Source organism: Streptomyces sp. NPDC008001 (assembly GCF_042958085.1).
Taxonomy (GTDB): Bacteria; Actinomycetota; Actinomycetes; order Streptomycetales; family Streptomycetaceae; genus Streptomyces.
Window position 1 is genome coordinate 824,472 of record NZ_JBIBIZ010000001.1, and the last position, 15,972, is coordinate 840,443.

The following is a 15,972-nucleotide window of genomic DNA, read 5'->3' on the forward strand; positions in this document are numbered from 1 at the left end:
GGCGGCGTCGGGCCGTAGACCGTCGGCGTCGGGCCGTGCACCGGTAGCGCCGGGTCGTCCGTCTGCGGTGTCGGTCCGGGGCCGTTCCCGGCGGGCCGTCACAGCCGGATCCTGGCGAGGCCGTAGCAGGTGCCGCTGGCCAGGCCGATCAGGCCGACGGTGTCTCCCGGCTCGACGCGCTCGGACTCCCGCGCGCGGACCAGTTGCAGGGGCAGGGAGGCCGCACCGCAGTTGCCGTGCTCGGTCACGGTCGCCAGGCACTGGCCGGCCGGCAGGCCCAGCTTGGCCGAGGTGTCGTGGAACTGGGGCACCGAGATCTGGTGGAAGGCGATGAACGCGCACGCGCGGACCGCTTCCAGCTCCTGAGGTGCGGTGTACTGCAGCACCGTCGGCAGGTAGTCGAGGTCGTTGCGCAGCAGGTTGCCGTGGAGCTGGAGGGTGGTGTGCTCGTCGTCGGTGGAGCGTCCGTGCATCGAACCGCCGCCGGAGACGGTGCAGGCCTCCCACGCCGTGGGATTCCCGCCGAAGGCCATGGAGAGGACCCCCGGGTCGTCGTCGCCTCCTGGCCCCGCGGTCAGGACGAGGGCCGCCCCCGCGTCGGAGACCGTGTACCCGGGCATGGAGCGCAGGAACGCCTCGTGGTCGGGCAGCCGCAGCCGGGCCGTCTCGGTGAGGGTTTCCCCGCAGCAGACCAGCACGGTGCGGTAGCGGCCCACGGCGATGAAGGCGCACGCCGTCTCCAGGGCGTTCAGAACGCTGTTGCACGCGTTCTTCACGTCGAACACGGGACAGACGATGCCGAGTTTGGCGGCGACGATGTGCGCGGTCGCCGGTTCGAGGAGGTCGTGACTGGTGGCCGCGAACAGCAGGAGGTCCACCTCGTCCCTGTCCGTCCCCGCCTCCTCGAGTGCCTTGACGGCGGCCGCCGCCGCCAGGTCGGAGGCCTGCACGCCCTCGTCGCGGACGTGCACTCCGCGCACACCGGTGAGGTCCTCCAGCAACCCCGGCGGAGGCACGTAGGCGCCGCCCGAGGCGGCGATGCGTTCCCGGATGCCTTCCATGGTCCGGTAGCGGAGCGGCAGCTGGACGGCCGTCGCCAGCAGGCGGGCGCGTGGGGTTCCGGACACCACTCCAGCATCACGGCGTGGAGAGCCAACTTCCATATGATTCACCGTAGTTCACGACAATATGTAGATGGTCATGTGAGTTCCGTACGGGCTGGGTATGCCTGTTGTTCCGCAATCGGGCCGGTATGCGGGTCGGTACGCGGGTCGGTTTCCTCACAGGGGAGCGGAGGGCGGCGATGGAGCCTTCGGACCGCGCGGTGGCCGTGGTGGGCGTCGGTCTGCGGCTGCCCGGCGGCATCTCGGACCTGACCGGGCTGTGGGACGCACTGTGCGAGGGCCGCGACCTCGTCGGCGAGGTCCCGCCCGACCGCTTCGACACGTCGCGCTTCTTCGACCCCGGTGCCGTGCGCCCCGGCCGGAGCTGCACGGCCGCCGGGGGCTTCCTGGCCGAAGTGGCCGGCTTCGACGCCGCGTACTTCGGCATCGCCCCCAAGGAGGCCCCGTTCGTCGACCCGCAGCAGCGGCTGCTGCTGGAGATGACGGCCGAGGCCCTGGACGACGCGGGCATCCCGGCGGAGTCGCTCGCCGGCACCGACACCTGCGTCTTCGTCGGGATCTCCGATCCCGCGTACGGCCAGTTCGTCATGTCCCAGGAGAACCACACCAGCCCCTACGGGATGAGCGGCAGCACCCTGTCGATCGCCGCCAACCGCCTGTCGTACTGCTTCGACCTGCGCGGACCGAGCATGGCCATCGACACCGCCTGCTCGTCGGCCCTCGTCGCCCTCGACCGCGCCTGCCGGACGCTGTTCGACGGCACCAGCCGCACGGCCCTCGTCGGCGGCATCAACCTGCTCGTAAGCCCCTACTCCTTCGCCGGCTTCTCGTACGCGGGCATGCTCTCGCACCGGGGCAAGTGCGCGGCGTTCTCCGCGGACGCCGATGGTTTCGTACGGGCCGAGGGTGGCGGCGTCGCCGTCCTCAAGCCGCTCGCCGACGCGCTGGCCGACGGCGACCGGATCCACGCGGTGATCGCCGGCACCGGCGTCAACACCGACGGACGCACCCAGGGCATGGCCCTGCCCAGCTCCCGCGCGCAGGAGGAACTGCTCCGCACGGTGTACGCGCGGGCCGGGGTGGAGCCGGACGACCTCGTCTACTTCGAGGCGCACGGCACCGGCACCCCCGCGGGCGACCCCGCCGAGACGGCCGCCATTGGACGGGCCCTGGGACAGCGCCGCACGGCCGGTCCGCTGCTGATCGGGTCGGTCAAGTCCAACCTGGGCCACCTGGAACCGGCCGCCGGAATGCCGAGCCTGTTCAAGGCCCTGCTGGTCCTGCGGCACGGCACCGCCCCGGCGACACTCCACGCCCGGCCGCTCAATCCCGCCATCGACTTCGCGGGCCTCAACCTCGCCCCCACCGTCGAACCCGTGGCCCTGCCCGGGCACGAACGGGCCGCGGTGGGCGTGAACTCCTTCGGTTTCGGCGGCGCCAACGCCCACGCCGTCCTCACCGCCGCCCCCGCGCCCCCGCCCCCTGCTGTGCACGACGGCCGTGCCCTGCCGGTCGTCGTCTCGGCCCGCTCGGCCGAGGCCCTGCGGGAACTGGCAGGGCGGTTCGCGGTGCGGCTGAGCGAGGCCGCGCCCGAGGAGTTCCCCGACCTGGCCCGCACCTCGGTCCTGCGGCGCAGCGCCCACGCGCACCGCGCCGCCGTCCTGGCCCGCACCCCGCAGGAGGCCGCCCGGGAACTGGAGCAGCTCCTGACCGGTGCGCCTGCCGCGGGGGCCCTGATCCGCAAGGCGTCCCGGGGCGCCGTCGCGTTCGTCTTCTCCGGCAACGCCTCGCAGTGGCCCGGCATGGCGGCCGGGCTGGCGGCGGCCGAGCCCCCTTTCCGGGGCGCCGTCGAGGACGTGGACGCCGCTCTGGTTCCGCACCTCGGCTGGTCGGTGGTGGGGGAGCTGGCCGAGCCCCGGGCGGCAGCCTGGCAGTGCACCGAAGTCGCACAGCCCCTCCTGTTCGCCGTGCAGGTGGGCCTCGCCGCGCTGCTCGCGGCGCACGGGGTGCACCCGTGCGCGGTCGCCGGGCACAGCGTCGGCGAGGTGGCCGCCGCGCACGTCGCCGGGGCGCTGACCCTGGACCAGGCGGCCCGGGTGATCGCCGCCCGCAGCCTCGCCCAAGCAGTGACGGCCGGCGCCGGGCGGATGGCCGCGGCCGGGCTGCCCGAGGCGGCGGCCCGCGAGGCGCTGGCCCGCTACGAGGGGGCCCTGGAACTCGCCGGCATCAACAGCGACCGCGACGTCACCGTCGCCGGTGACCCGGACGCCCTGGCGGCCCTCGGCGCCGAACTCGCCGCCCGGGACGTCTTCTTCCGGGAACTGGACCTCGACTACGCCTTCCACAGCCGGGCCATGGACCCCGCCGCCGGCCCTCTGCGCAGCGCACTCACCGGACTCACCCCGAGCGCCACCCGCGTCCCGTTCGTCTCCACCGTCACCGGCGGCCCGCTGCCCGGCGAGGCCCTCACCGCCGAGTACTGGTGGCGCAACGTCCGCGAACCCGTCCGCTTCGCCGAGGCCGTCGCCCACCTCGCCGACGGGTCTGCGCGCAAGGCGGACGGAGGCCGTACGGACATTCCGGCCGGCGGCCACACCGACATTCCGGCCGACGGTCACACGGACATCCCGGCCGGCGGCCCCGCGGGCATTCTCGCCGAGCTCGGTCCCCACCCCGTCCTGCGGCCCTACCTGCGCCGCACCGACGCCGTCTACGTGCCCACCCTGCGCCGCAACGGAGACGGGCCGCGCGACGCCGCAGCGGCGGTCGCCGCGCTCATCGCGGCGGGCGCGGACACGGACCGGTCGGCCCACTTCCCCGGCCCGGGCCGGGTGGCCGACCTGCCGGCCTACCCCTGGCAGCGCGAGCGGTACTGGCACGGCGGCCCGCAGGACGTGGTCCTGCACACCAGCGGGACGGGCCTGCTCGACCACCCCCTGCTGGGCGAGCGCCTGCCCTCCCCCCACGCCCTGTGGGAAGGGACCGTCGAACCCCAGCTCGTGCCCTGGCTCGGCGACCACCGCATCGCCCGGACGGTGCTCATGCCGGCCGCGGGCTACCTGGAGATGGCCCTGTCGGCCGCACAGCGTGCACTGGGCCGTCCTGCTGAGGTGCGGCACCTGCAGATCATGCGCCCCCTGGCTCTGGGCTGGCCCGACCCCGAGGGCCTGCGCCTGCAGACCTGCGTGGTCCCCGAGGACGGCGCACTGGCCATCAGCAGCAGCACGGGCCGCGGCGCCCCGACCGAGACCGTCGTGCGCGCCGAAGCCCGCACCCTGCTCGGCACGGCCCCCGCGCCCCTCGACCCCGCCGCCCTGCGCACGCGGTGCCCCCGCACCCTCAGCGGCCCGGACTTCTACGCCATCTGCCACCGCGTCGGACTCGAAGTCGGGCCGGCCTTCCAGCTCCTCGGCGAAGTCCACGTCGGCGACGGCGAACTGCTCGCCTCCTACCGGTACGACGCACCGGGCGCCCCGTACACCGTGCACCCCGTCGTCCTGGACGGCCCGCTGCAGGCCACCGTCGCGCTCGTCGAGGAGCGCATGGACAGCGGCCGCGCCTACCTGCCCTCGGTGTTCGACGCGGTACGCGTCTGGGACACGCCGGCACCGGCGGGCCTCGTCCACATGCGGCAACGCTCGCACACCGAGAACGAGTACTGCTGGGACATCACCTACGCCGACGAGGACGGCACCGTCCGTGCCGAGATCGAGGGCTGCCGCACCCGGCGCATGGACAACACCGACCGCACACCGCTGACGGTCCAGCACACGGTCCTGCGCGCCGCACCGCTCCCGCTCTCCCCAGCCGCTCCGTCCCCCCTTCCGCCACCCGCCGTTCTGGCGGCGGCCGCCGGGCCACGGATCGCCGCGGCGCTGGAGGCGCTGCGCGAGAGCGGCCACGACCGCTTCGCCGCCGCGGCCGAGGAAGCAGGCGCCCACTGCTGGGCCGCCGCCCTGACCGGCCTGCTGCCCGACCCGGCCGCCGAGTTCGGCATGCCCGGCCTCCTCGCCGGCGGCCTGCGCCCCGGGCACCGCCGCCTGGTCCGGCTGATGCTCCCCCTCATCGCGCGCCACGGCCTGGCCGAACCCGCACCCGAGGGCCGCTGGAGGCTCGCCGGCCCCGCGCCGCACCCCGCCGGGCTGCTGCGGAGCCTCGTCGAGGACCACCCCGCCTTCGCCGCCGAGTCCGTCCTGCTCAACCGGCAGCTGCGCCACCTCCCCGACGTGCTGCGCGGCACCGTGGACCCGGAAACACTGCTGCCGCCCGGCGACACCACCTGCGTGCAGCTCGACGCGACTGCGCCCGACCGCCGCTGCGCGCACCGCATCGCCGCGGCCCTCGTGGCGGAAGCCGTCCGGCAGTGGCCCGCCGACCGGCCGCTGCACGTCCTGGAGGCCGGAGCCGGCACCCACGCCCTCACCGCCGCCCTGCTGCCCCTGCTCCCGGCCGACCGCACCCGCTACACCTGCACCGACGCGAGCGCGGCCGGTTTCTCCGCCGCCGAACACCGCTTCGGCGAGTACGACTTCGTCACCTACCGCACCCTTCTCCTCGACCGCGAACCCCTCTCGCAGGGCTTCACCGACGGCGGGTTCGACCTCGTCGTCGCCGGGGACGCCCTGCACACCGCCACCGACCTGACCACCGCTCTCGGCCACCTCCGCACCCTCCTCGCCCCCGGGGGCCTGCTGCTGGCCACCGAACCGCACGACGCGCTGCGGGCCGCGCTCCTCCTGGGCGCCACCGAGGCGTTCTGGCAGCGCGGCGACCACGCGCTGCGCCCGGAGAGCAGGCTCCTCGCCCGGGACCGGTGGCTGCCGCTCCTGGACGCCTGCGGGTTCACCGGTGCGGTACGTACGGGCACGGCCGGGCGCTCGGCGTTCCTGGCCTCGGCCGAGCGGCCGCCGGCCGCCGAGCCCGCGCTACCGGCGCCGGAAGCGGGCACGTCAGGAGCAGGTGTGCCAGGCGCAGGCACGTCGTGGGCCGTCGTGGCCGAGGATCCCGGCGATCCGCTCGCCCAGGAGCTGTCCGGGCTGCTGGGCGCGGCTCCCGTGGTCCCCGCCGCCGGCGTCCTCACCGACCCGGCCGCCGCCCTCCCGCCCGGCGGCGCGCTCCGAGTGGCCCTGCTGACGGCCGCGGACAGCAACGCCGCCGCCGACATCGCTTCCCACGACATCGCTCCCGATGACGCCGTCCCCCATGACGTCGTGGCCCTGACGACCCGACGCGCCGCCGTCCTACGAGCCTTGAGCACGTACGAGGCGACGGCCGGCGACGGCACGCCGCCCCGGCTGTGGCTGATCACCCGCCCCAGCGGCCTGTTCCCGGCACCCGAGCGCCCCGCCTTCCCCGCCGACGCGGCGGTCTGGGGCGCCGCCCGCACCCTGGCCAACGAGCAGCCCGCCCTGTCCCTGCGCCGCGTCTCCCTGGACCGCGGCGACGACCCGGCGACCGACGCCCGCCGCCTCGTCCGCGAACTCCTCGCACCGGACGACCCCGGTGATGCGGATGACCCGGGCGACCGGGGAGCGCCGGAGGACGAGGTCGTCCTCACCCGGGCCGGCCGCTTCGTGCCGCGCCACCGGGAGCGCCCCGCCGGCCGGCCCGCCCCCGAAGCCGACGGCCCCGGCCGCGACCCCTGCCGCCTGGAGGTCCGCAACCCCGGGCTCTCCCGCCGCCTGGTCTGGCGCCGCATCCCCCGGGAGCGGCCGGGGCCCGGCGAAGTCCTCGTCGAGATACGGGCCGTGGGGCTGAACTTCCGCGACCCCATGCGGGCGAACGGCCTCCTGCCGCCCGAGGCCGTCGAGGGCACCCCCCTCAGCCGCGGCCTGGGCACGGACGGCGCCGGGATCGTCCGCGAGGTGGGCCCCGGCGTGACGCACCTCGCACCCGGCGACAGGGTCTTCGGCCCCATGGCCGCAGCACTGTCCTCCCACACCGTCACCCTCGCGGCCATGCTCACGCCCATCCCCGACGGCATGAGCACGGCCGAGGCCGCAACGTTCCCCGTGGCCTTCCTGACCGTCCACCACACACTCGCCGACCAGGCCCGGCCACTGCCCGGGGAGACGGTCCTCGTGCACGGCGGCGCCGGGGCCGTGGGCATGGCCGTCCTGCAGTGCGCCCGGCACCTCGGACTGCGGGTCATCGCCACGGCCGGCACCGACGTCAAGCGCGACCTGCTGCGCACGCTCGGCGCCGACCACGTCCTCGACTCCCGCAGCCTCGACTTCGTCCCGCGCGTGCGGGAGCTGACCGGAGGCCGGGGCGTCGACATCGTCGTCAACTCCCTCAGCGGCGAGGCCATCGCCCGCAGCCTGGACCTGCTGCGCCCCAACGGCCGCTTCATCGAACTCGGCAAGCGCGACATCTTCCTCAACAACCCCCTGCTGCTGCGCCCCTTCCACCGCAGCCTCACCTTCCTCGGCTTCAACCTCGACAGCGTCCTCTTCGACCTCGTGCGGTGCCCCCCGCTGCTACTGGGAACCGCAGAGCGCATCGCCGAAGGCACCTACCGGCCGCTTCCCCACACGGTCCACCCCGCCGCCCGCGTGGACGAGGCGTTCCGGCTGCTCCAGCACTCCCAGCACACCGGGAAGGTGGTCATCTCCTTCGAGCCGGCGGACGCGCCGCTGGACGCACCTCTGCCCGTCGAGCCCGCCCCCGCCGTCCCCGCGCTGGATCCCGGCGGCACCTACCTGGTCACCGGCGGGCTGGGCGGCTTCGGCGCCGCCACCGCCGACTGGCTCGCCGACCGCGGAGCCCGGCACCTCGCCCTCGTCTCCCGCCGCGGCGCCGAGGCCCCCGAGGCGGCCGCCACCCTCGACCGGCTCGCCCGGCGCGGCGCGCACGCCACCCCGTACGCCGCCGACGTCACCGACGAGGGCGCCCTGCGGCGCGTCCTGTCCGGCATCGACGGCAGCGGGCACCCGCTGCGCGGGATCGTGCACTGCGCCATGCACCTGGACGACGCCCCGCTCGCCGACCTGACGGACGACCGGTTCGCCGCCGTCCTCGCCCCCAAGGCCGGCGGCGCCCGCCTCCTGGACCGGCTCACCGCCGACCGCGACCTGGACCTGTTCCTGCTGTACTCCTCGGTCAGCGCGAACACCGGAACCCCGGGACAGGCCCCGTACGCCGCCGCCAACGCCTACCTGGAGGCGCTGGCCCGTGCCCGCCGCCACGCAGGGCGCACGGGCACGGCGCTCGCCTGGGGCCCGATCTCCGGTACGGGGTACGTCGCCCGCCACGATCTGGGCGCGGCCATGGCCGGCCTGGGCTTCGAACCCGTCGCCCCCGCCGAGGCCCTGGCGGCCGCCGACCACCTCGTCGCCACGGGCACCGGCGTCGCCGGCGTCGGCCGCTACCGCTGGGGCCGCGCCCGCCGCGTCCTGCCGGCCCTGGCCGCCCCGCGCCACGCGGACCTGGTCCCGGCCGGCGCCGGCGCGTCGGACGACGCCCGCGAGGAGTTCCTGCGCTCGCTGGCCGCGATGTCCCCCGACGACGCCGTGCGCACCATCACCGAGACCCTCAGCCAACTCCTCGCGTCCGTACTCAGGGCCGACCCCGCCGGGCTGGACGCGGGCCGCCCGCTGGAGGAGTTCGGCCTGGACTCCCTGATGAGCACGGAATTCCTGCTGCGCGCCCGTGAGCACTTCGGCGTGCAGCTCTCGCCCACCGAGCTCATGGGCGGACCACGGACGCTGACGCACTTCGCACAAGTGGTGTACGGGCGGTTGGGAATCCACCCCGCAGGCTGAGGCCGGTGAGGCCGGTGAGGCCGGCCCTCCGGCCGAAGCCTGCCCGGGCTACATCTGCCGCAGGTGGTCGCGGAGGGTCCGGGCCACCTGGGCCATGAGGGCCTCGGCCCCCGGCTGGGCGCCGGCCGGGACCAGGGACTCGGTGAGCACGGCGACGGCGAAGACCTGGCCGTCGGCGTGCTCCACGACACCGACCTCGTGCCGCAGGTTGAGGAGCGTGCCCGTCTTCGAGAACCAGGTGCTGGCGTCGGAGCTGAAGTCCGGGGCGAGCCGGTGCCGGAGCAGGTTGTGCGCCATGAGGTCGCGGACCCGCTCGGCCACCTCCGGATGGATCGCCGAGGGCGTCCACAGGGCCTGGAGCAGGTCGACGTAGGCGCGGGCGCTGCCGGTGTTGGCGCGGGTGGTGTCGAGCTGCGGCACGCGGTGCCCGCGGCCGCTGGTGCCGGCGTCGATGGCCAGGGCGTGCGCGAGGTGCGCCTGCCCGGCGTCGAAGCGCTCGACGGGGGTGTCGCTCAGCTCGCCCGTGGTGTGCCGCACGGTGATGCCGCCGAGGCCGTACTCGTGGAGGATGGCGGCGACCCGGGCCGGCGGGGTGAGGCCGAACAGCGCGTCGGCGGCGATGCCGTCGCTTATGCAGGTGCTCAGGTAGAGCAGGTCGTCGACCGCGATCCGGACGGGGTGACGGAACCGGCTCAGCCCGGTCGGGCCGGGGGTGGTGATCCGCCCGGGCAGCACGTCCAGCATCGTCGCTCCGTCGAGCTCGCCCCGGCGGATGCGCTCCACCGTCGCCAGCGCCAGCGGGACCTTGACGAGGGACGCGGAAGGCAGCTGCGTGTCCGGGTCGATCCCCAGCTCGTCGCCGGTGTGCAGGTCGCGGACGAGCAGGCAGCCGCGCAGACCACCCTCGTGCAGCTGGCGGCGCAGGTCGCGCAGCAGGGCTTCGGTGCTCATGCCGCCGGCCCTTCCACCGGGGCTTCCATCGGCGCCGGCCCTTCCGCTGGTGCTGGTTCTTCCGCGGCGTCTCCGGGCCGGCTCGGCCGGGCCTCCACGCTCGTCCGGGTGGTGCCCGCGCCGAGGCAGCGGGCGATGGCGGCGCCCAGGCGCGCCCGGATGTGCTGCGGATTGCCGTCCGCGGCCGCTGTGAGGGCGAACCCGCGGCTGAGGGCGAGCTCCCCGACGGGGCGCCAGTGCAGGCCGAGTTCTCCGGCCTGTGCCGGGGAGCACAGCAGGAGGTCGCGGGTGCTGAGGACTTCGGCCGCGGCGGACGTCAGGTCGTCCGCGACGGCGAGCTGTGCGGGACGCAGGCCCAGTGCGTCCCGCAGCCGCGTCAGCGGATCGCGCAGGTGCGGCACGTCGTCCTCCGGCTGGAGCCACACCCGGCGGGCCGGGCCGGGGGCACCCCGCCCGAGGCGCAGCGTCTCCAGGTAGACGCGCTTCACCCCGGGATCCTCGGCAGCGGCCAGTCCCAGGGGGACCGACCACGTCGCATCGTCCGCCGGTACGGCCAGCAGCGCGGCGCGTACCTGCTGGGCGTGGACGAGTTCGACGCGTTGCGCGGGCGCCGCGACGCGGAGGTCGAGGGTGAGACCGTGTTCTCGCGCGTCGGCCACCAGGCGGGCGAGGGCGACCGTGGAACAGGTGCCGGGCACCGCGAGCCGCAACGGCTTGCTCTTGGCGGCCTGCGCCTCGTGCAGCAGGACGTCGGCGGCCTGCACGAGGTGCCGGGCCGCCGGAAGCACGTCCCGGCCGAACGGGGTCAGGACGGCCCGCCGCGACGTCCGCTCGAACAACTGCTCACCGAAGCGTTCCTCCAGAGCGGCGACACGGCGGCTGGCCACCGGCTGCGACATCCGTGCAGCGGCCGCACCCACCGTGAAACTGCCGCGCTCACTGACGCTGACGAACGCACGACACGCCCCCACAAGATCCACATGCCCCACCCTATGTCAGAACCGCATGGAGTCGCCCACAGGTGTATTGGACCGCATAGCCGTACGGGGGTGAGGGTGGTTCTCGCACTCATGACCACCCATCGGGACGGAGCCGTGTCCTGCTCCGTCCCCTATGCCGCCCTGCCCTGCGGGCGGGGCACCCGGAGGTACGGATCCATGCGACAACACAACCCTGTTCGTGCCGGTAGCCGCCCCCGTCGTACTGCCGTCGGTGCGCTCGTCACCGTCCTCGCGCTGGTCCCGCTGGCGGCCTGCGGGCCGGGTTCCGGAGGACCCGCGGCTTCCTCGTCCTCGTCCGGCACTTCTCCCGCCTCGGCGAGACCGGGCACCGCCGTGAAGCCGTACGCGGACCAGTTCAAGGCGCTTGAGCGCAAGTTCGGCGCGCGGCTGGGCGTGTACGCCGTCGACACCGGCACGGGCCGGGAAGTCGCTTACAACGACGGCGAGCGGTTCGCCTACAACTCCACGTTCAAGGCGCTGGAGGCCGGTGCGGTGCTGCACAAGTTCTCCCTCGGCGGGATGAACAAAGTGATCAAGTACTCCCGGGACGACCTGGTCGCCAACTCTCCCGTGAGCGAGAAACACGTCGACACCGGGATGAGCCTGGCCGAGCTGTGCGACGCGGCCGTCCGCTACAGCGACAACACGGCGGCCAACCTGCTGTTCAACGAGCTCGGCGGGCCCAAGGGCCTCGATGCCATGCTCGCCGGGATCGGAGACGACGTCATCAGGATGGAACGCCCCGAGCCGGAGCTGAGCAGCTGGGTCCCCGGCGAGCAGCGGGACACGACCACGCCCCGGGCCATGGCCAAGGACCTGCGCGCGTTCGTCCTCGGAGACGTCCTCGGCAAGGACGAACGCGCACAGCTCACGAAGTGGCTGCAGACCAACACCACGGGAGACGAACTCATCAGGGCCGGGGTGCCCAAGGGCTGGAAGGTGGGGGACAAGACCGGAACCGGCACCTACTACGGCGCACGCAACGACATCGCCGTCGTGTGGCCCCCGGACTCCGCTCCGATCGTCATGGCCGTCTTTTCCCACCGCAACAGCAAGGACGCGGCTTTTGACAACAAGCTGATCGCGGAAGCGGCATCCGTGATCACCGGCGCGTTGTCGTAGTGGTGCGTAGTGGTGCGTAGTTGCCGTAGGGGAGAGGGCGGCTGCTGCCGGCCCCCGCTACCGCCCGGCCGGCTGTGCGCGGTCAGCCGGCGGGGCGGACCGGCTCCGCTCCGGTCTGAACGAGGAAGTCGGTCAGGGCTGCGGCGAGTTGCTCGGGCTGGTCCTCGGGAACCAGGGTGGACGAGTCGCTGATCTCGACCAGCCGGCCCTCCGGGTACAGCTCCGCCAGCCGTGGGCCGTGCTCACGCGGCATCAACGGGTCCTCGGTGGCCCAGACGACCAGGACGGGGCGGTCGAACTTCCTGAGCCGCTCGGTCCAGGCCAGCAACGTCTCACGCTTGGGTGCCGACGTGGCGAACTTGGCGAAGTCCCTGCGAATGGCCTTGCTCCGGGTCGCCGGAGCGAACCATTCCGCCATGATCTCGTCCGGAACGCCACGCAGGCTCATCCCTCCGTAACCCTTGGGATGGGCCCGGACCGCGGGGATGCGCATCAGCTGAGTCAGAAGCCGGACGCCGCCGGGGACCCTGCAGACCATGGCCAGCGCCTTGCCCGGCCCCGGCGGAAAATTGTCGAACGCCTCGCAGGCCACCAGCACCAGCCGCCCGACCCTCCGGCCCTGTTCCTCCGCGACCAGGAGCTGGCCACCGCCCCAGTCATTGAGGACCAGGGTCACGTCGTCCAGCCCGAGCCGTTCGAGGAACTCGCCCAGCAGCCGGGCAACACCGGGGTGGGTGAGATCGGCGTCCGGCTTCATGGGCCGGCGGTGACCGCCCAGCGGCAGCGTGGGCAGGATGCAGCGATACCCCTCCAGCAGCGGCACCACTTTGCGCCACTGCTTCTCGTTCATCGGCACACCGTGGCCGAACACCAGCACCGGCCCCCACCCACCGGTGTCCTGATAGTCGATCGATCCGGATGACAGCTCGATTTCCGGCATCACACCCCCTTGATAGATCGTTCTACTGTAATTTAGTGGACGTGGCCGGGGCACGCCAAGGCCCCGGCACAGAAGGGGAGATGGGCCATGGGAGAGGGGCAGCCGGACACGCGGACCCGGATCCAGGATGCTGCCGCGGTGCTGTTCCGCCGCAACGGCTACTCGGGCACGGGCCTGAAGCGGATCGCGGCGGAAGCAGACGCACCCTTCGGATCGATCTATCACTTCTTCCCCGGCGGCAAGCAGCAACTGACCGAGGAGACGGTCCGCACCGCCGGAACCGCGTACGGCCGCATGGTGCTGGAATTGCTCGACAGCCTTCTCGACAGCCTTGCGGACGACCCGGTCGAGTCCGTCGCGAAGGCCTTCGAGGCGGCCGCCGACGACCTCGCTGCGACCGGGTACGCCGATGCGTGCCCGATCGCCGCGGTGGCATGGGAAGTCGCCAGCACCAACGAGGCCCTGCGCGTCGCCACGGCGGACGTGTTCGGCGAGTGGGTCACCGCCGGTGAGCAGTGGTTCGCCCGCTGGGTCCCCGACCGGGACGCGGCACGGTCGCTCGCCCACTCGCTGGTCATGCTCCTGGAGGGAGCGTTCGTGCTCTCCCGGGCCGCCCGCGACCGTGAGCCGCTGCTCCTGGCCGGCCAGTCGATGGCCACGTTGCTGCGCACGGCCATCGAGCGCACCGACCGGGCCTGACCTCCGGGCCCGGTCCGGCGGGCGGCGTCAAGTGCGCTGCGCCAGCAGGGCGTCCAGTTCGGATGCGAAGAACAGGGCGGTGTCGAAGCCCATGTTGGCGAAGTGGCCGGCGAGCTCCAGGGACAGGATGCCGTGCAGCCGGGTCCAGAAGGCCAGAGCGCGGTGGAGGGCCGCGGCCGGGGCGGGGTGACCGTCAGCCCAGTCCCGGTGGTCCTCCAAGTGGGCGGTGAACGGAGCCGGGGGGCCGTCCGAGGCGACCGCCGTACGGGCGTCGACCGTCGTACAGGCGTCGAGCGCCGTGGCCGTGTCGAGTGCTGTGCTCGCGTCGAGCAGGATCGCCATGATCTCGGAGGAGATGCCGGTGATGTCCTCGGGCGCGCGATAGCCGGGGACGGGGGTGCCGTAGATGAGGAAGTACCGCTGGGGGTCGTCCAAGGCCCAGCCGCGCAGGGCGTGTGCCAGCCCGTCGAGACCGGCGCCGGAGGCGGAGGCCATGCGAAGGGTCTCGGCGAGGCTTCGGTACGCCTCCCGGATGAGTTCGGTGATGAGCTCGTCGCGGCCGGCGAAGTAGCGGTAGAGGGCGGGTCCGCTCATGCCCATCTGCTTGGCGATGGCATTGAGCGAGAGCGCTGACGCTCCCGCCGTGGCGATCTGCTCCCAGGCGCGCTCCTTGATCTCCGCGCGCACTTGGGTGCGGTAGCGCTCCCGCGGGGTCCCCGCGTCCGCTTTCGCCACGATGTGCCGCCTTCCGCATCCATGGAGCTACAGCTTCAAGGTTTCGTTAGAGGCTATCGCACAACCTGTTGACCCCTCATGTCGCACCCAGTTATAACTTCTAACGAACGCGGGTGCTTCTAACAGGCGGCCGCTCACCCACTCACCGACTGCCAAGGGGAACCCATGCCCGGCATCCGCAACCTCCGCAATGGCCGCAACCTCCGCGGCATCTGCAACCGCGCTGCCCTGCTCACCGCCCCGCTCGTCGCCATCGGCGTCCTCGGCGGCGCCGCCGCACCGGCCGGGGCCGCCACCCCTCACCCCGCCGAGTCCCTCACCTGCCGCGGGGAAGGCGTCGACCCCCATGCGCTCGTCCGCTACCGCACCGAGACGGTGATTCACGCACCGCTGCGCACCATTTGGAAGCTGCAGACCGACGTGGAGCGCTGGCCGTCCTGGCGGGGCGCCGCCACGACCGCAGACCGCCTGGACCACGGCCCGTTCCGCAAGGGCTCGGCGTTCCGGTGGACGACCCCCGTGCCTCCCAACCCCACCACCCCGGCCACCAGCCTGGAGATCACCTCGACCGTCGAGCAGCTCAAGCACGACTCCTGCATCCGCTGGACCGGTCCCGCGGTCGCCGAAGGAGTGCACATCGACGGCGTCCACGTATGGAACTTCACGAAGGTCAAGGGCGGCGTCCGTGTGAGCACCGAAGAGACCCACACCGGTGCCGAGGTCGAGGCGGACGTCCCCGCCGCGACCAAGATCCTCGGCCAGGGCCTCGAAGCATGGCTGCGGGACCTCAAGAGCGCCGCTGAAGCCACCGCCCACGGCCGGCCGCAGTGACATTGCGCCGGCCGGCTTCTGCGGGACCGGTCATGCCTTGACGGTGCGGTCCAGCCGCGTGGCGATTCCCCCTGCTCGAGCGGACAATGGCGGCGAGAGCACATGGAGGCGGCAATGCGGCTGACCAATCTCAGGGGGGAGCCGGCCGAATACGTCCGCGCCCGCGAAGAGCTGCGGCAGGCCGAGATCGAGCTGATGCGTCACCGCGAACGCGTCGCCGACCAGCGTCGCCGGCTCCCACCCGGCCCCGTCGTCGACGACTACGTCTTCGAGGAAGGCCCCGCCGACCTGCAGGCGGGCGACGAACCGGTGACGAGCGTCCGGTTGAGCGAACTGTTCACCGGCCCCGGCCGCGACCTGGTCGTCTACCACTTCATGTACGGCAAGCGGCAGACCGATCCCTGCCCCATGTGCACGATGTGGATCGACGGTTTCAGCGGAGTCGCCCACCACATCGCGCAGAACGCCGATCTCGTGATCGTCGCCGCGGCCGGCCCGCCCGCTCTCCGCGCATACGCGCGGAGCCGGCAATGGACGAACCTGCGCCTGCTCAGCGCCGCGGCCGGCACCTTCAAGTACGACCTCGGCAGCGAGGACGCCGAGGGAAACCAGGACTCGACCGTGTCGGTCTTCAGCCGTGACGACGACGGGCTGGTCCGCCACTCCTACTCGGCGCATCCCCGGATGGCCGACGACATCGACCAGCGGGGCATCGACCTGCTCAGCCCGGTGTGGCACGTCCTCGACCTCACTCGCCGGGGCCGGGGCGAGTGGTTCGCCGGGCCCTGACGCGGTGGTCAGGCGTC

10 protein-coding genes are annotated in these 15,972 nt (G+C 73.4%); 5 read left to right on the forward strand and 5 right to left on the reverse strand.

Annotation, left to right across the window (positions count from 1 at the left end):
• Positions 1–98 precede the first annotated feature (98 nt).
• The gene (locus ACFZCD_RS03170; protein WP_391827284.1) at positions 99–1,127 is read right to left on the reverse strand and encodes a 3-oxoacyl-ACP synthase III family protein; all 1,029 of its coding nucleotides are present in this window, start codon (positions 1,125–1,127) and stop codon (positions 99–101) included.
• A 176-nt stretch (positions 1,128–1,303) separates the two neighbouring features.
• Here ACFZCD_RS03170 and ACFZCD_RS03175 point away from each other — a divergent pair, with 176 nt between their 5' ends.
• On the forward strand, positions 1,304–8,887 hold the full coding sequence (locus ACFZCD_RS03175; RefSeq protein ID WP_391827286.1) for an SDR family NAD(P)-dependent oxidoreductase: 7,584 nt from the start codon (positions 1,304–1,306) through the stop codon (positions 8,885–8,887).
• A 48-nt stretch (positions 8,888–8,935) separates the two neighbouring features.
• Here ACFZCD_RS03175 and ACFZCD_RS03180 read toward each other — a convergent pair whose 3' ends face one another.
• Both ACFZCD_RS03180 and ACFZCD_RS03185 read right to left on the reverse strand, forming a co-directional pair.
• Positions 8,936–9,838, reverse strand: a complete 903-nt coding sequence (locus ACFZCD_RS03180; RefSeq protein ID WP_391827288.1) for a serine hydrolase — start codon at positions 9,836–9,838, stop codon at positions 8,936–8,938.
• Positions 9,835–10,818 (reverse strand): LysR family transcriptional regulator, encoded by a 984-nt coding sequence (locus ACFZCD_RS03185; RefSeq protein WP_391827290.1) that lies wholly within the window; start codon positions 10,816–10,818, stop codon positions 9,835–9,837. Before ACFZCD_RS03185 ends, ACFZCD_RS03180 begins: the two co-directional genes overlap by 4 nt.
• A gap of 177 nt (positions 10,819–10,995) precedes the next feature.
• Between ACFZCD_RS03185 and bla the strand changes: the two genes are divergently transcribed.
• A complete protein-coding gene (bla, locus tag ACFZCD_RS03190) occupies positions 10,996–11,961 on the forward strand; it encodes a class A beta-lactamase (RefSeq protein WP_391827292.1) in 966 nt (321 codons plus the stop codon).
• Positions 11,962–12,043: 82 nt separating this feature from the next.
• Here bla and ACFZCD_RS03195 read toward each other — a convergent pair whose 3' ends face one another.
• Positions 12,044–12,901 (reverse strand): alpha/beta fold hydrolase, encoded by an 858-nt coding sequence (locus ACFZCD_RS03195; protein ID WP_391827294.1) that lies wholly within the window; start codon positions 12,899–12,901, stop codon positions 12,044–12,046.
• Positions 12,902–12,988: 87 nt separating this feature from the next.
• Here ACFZCD_RS03195 and ACFZCD_RS03200 point away from each other — a divergent pair, with 87 nt between their 5' ends.
• Entirely contained in the window at positions 12,989–13,600 is a 612-nt protein-coding gene (locus ACFZCD_RS03200; protein ID WP_391827296.1) for a TetR/AcrR family transcriptional regulator, read from the forward strand.
• Positions 13,601–13,627: 27 nt separating this feature from the next.
• Here the strand turns inward: ACFZCD_RS03200 and ACFZCD_RS03205 are convergent, their stop codons facing one another.
• Positions 13,628–14,335 carry a TetR/AcrR family transcriptional regulator gene (locus ACFZCD_RS03205; RefSeq protein ID WP_391827297.1) on the reverse strand — a complete coding sequence of 236 codons (708 nt, stop codon included), beginning with the start codon at positions 14,333–14,335 and terminating at the stop codon, positions 13,628–13,630.
• A gap of 165 nt (positions 14,336–14,500) precedes the next feature.
• On the opposite strand from ACFZCD_RS03205, the gene ACFZCD_RS03210 reads away from it, so the two are divergent.
• The gene (locus ACFZCD_RS03210) at positions 14,501–15,166 is read left to right on the forward strand and encodes an SRPBCC family protein (protein WP_391827299.1); all 666 of its coding nucleotides are present in this window, start codon (positions 14,501–14,503) and stop codon (positions 15,164–15,166) included.
• A gap of 114 nt (positions 15,167–15,280) precedes the next feature.
• Positions 15,281–15,955 (forward strand): DUF899 family protein, encoded by a 675-nt coding sequence (locus ACFZCD_RS03215; protein ID WP_391827301.1) that lies wholly within the window; start codon positions 15,281–15,283, stop codon positions 15,953–15,955.
• Positions 15,956–15,972 lie beyond the last annotated feature (17 nt).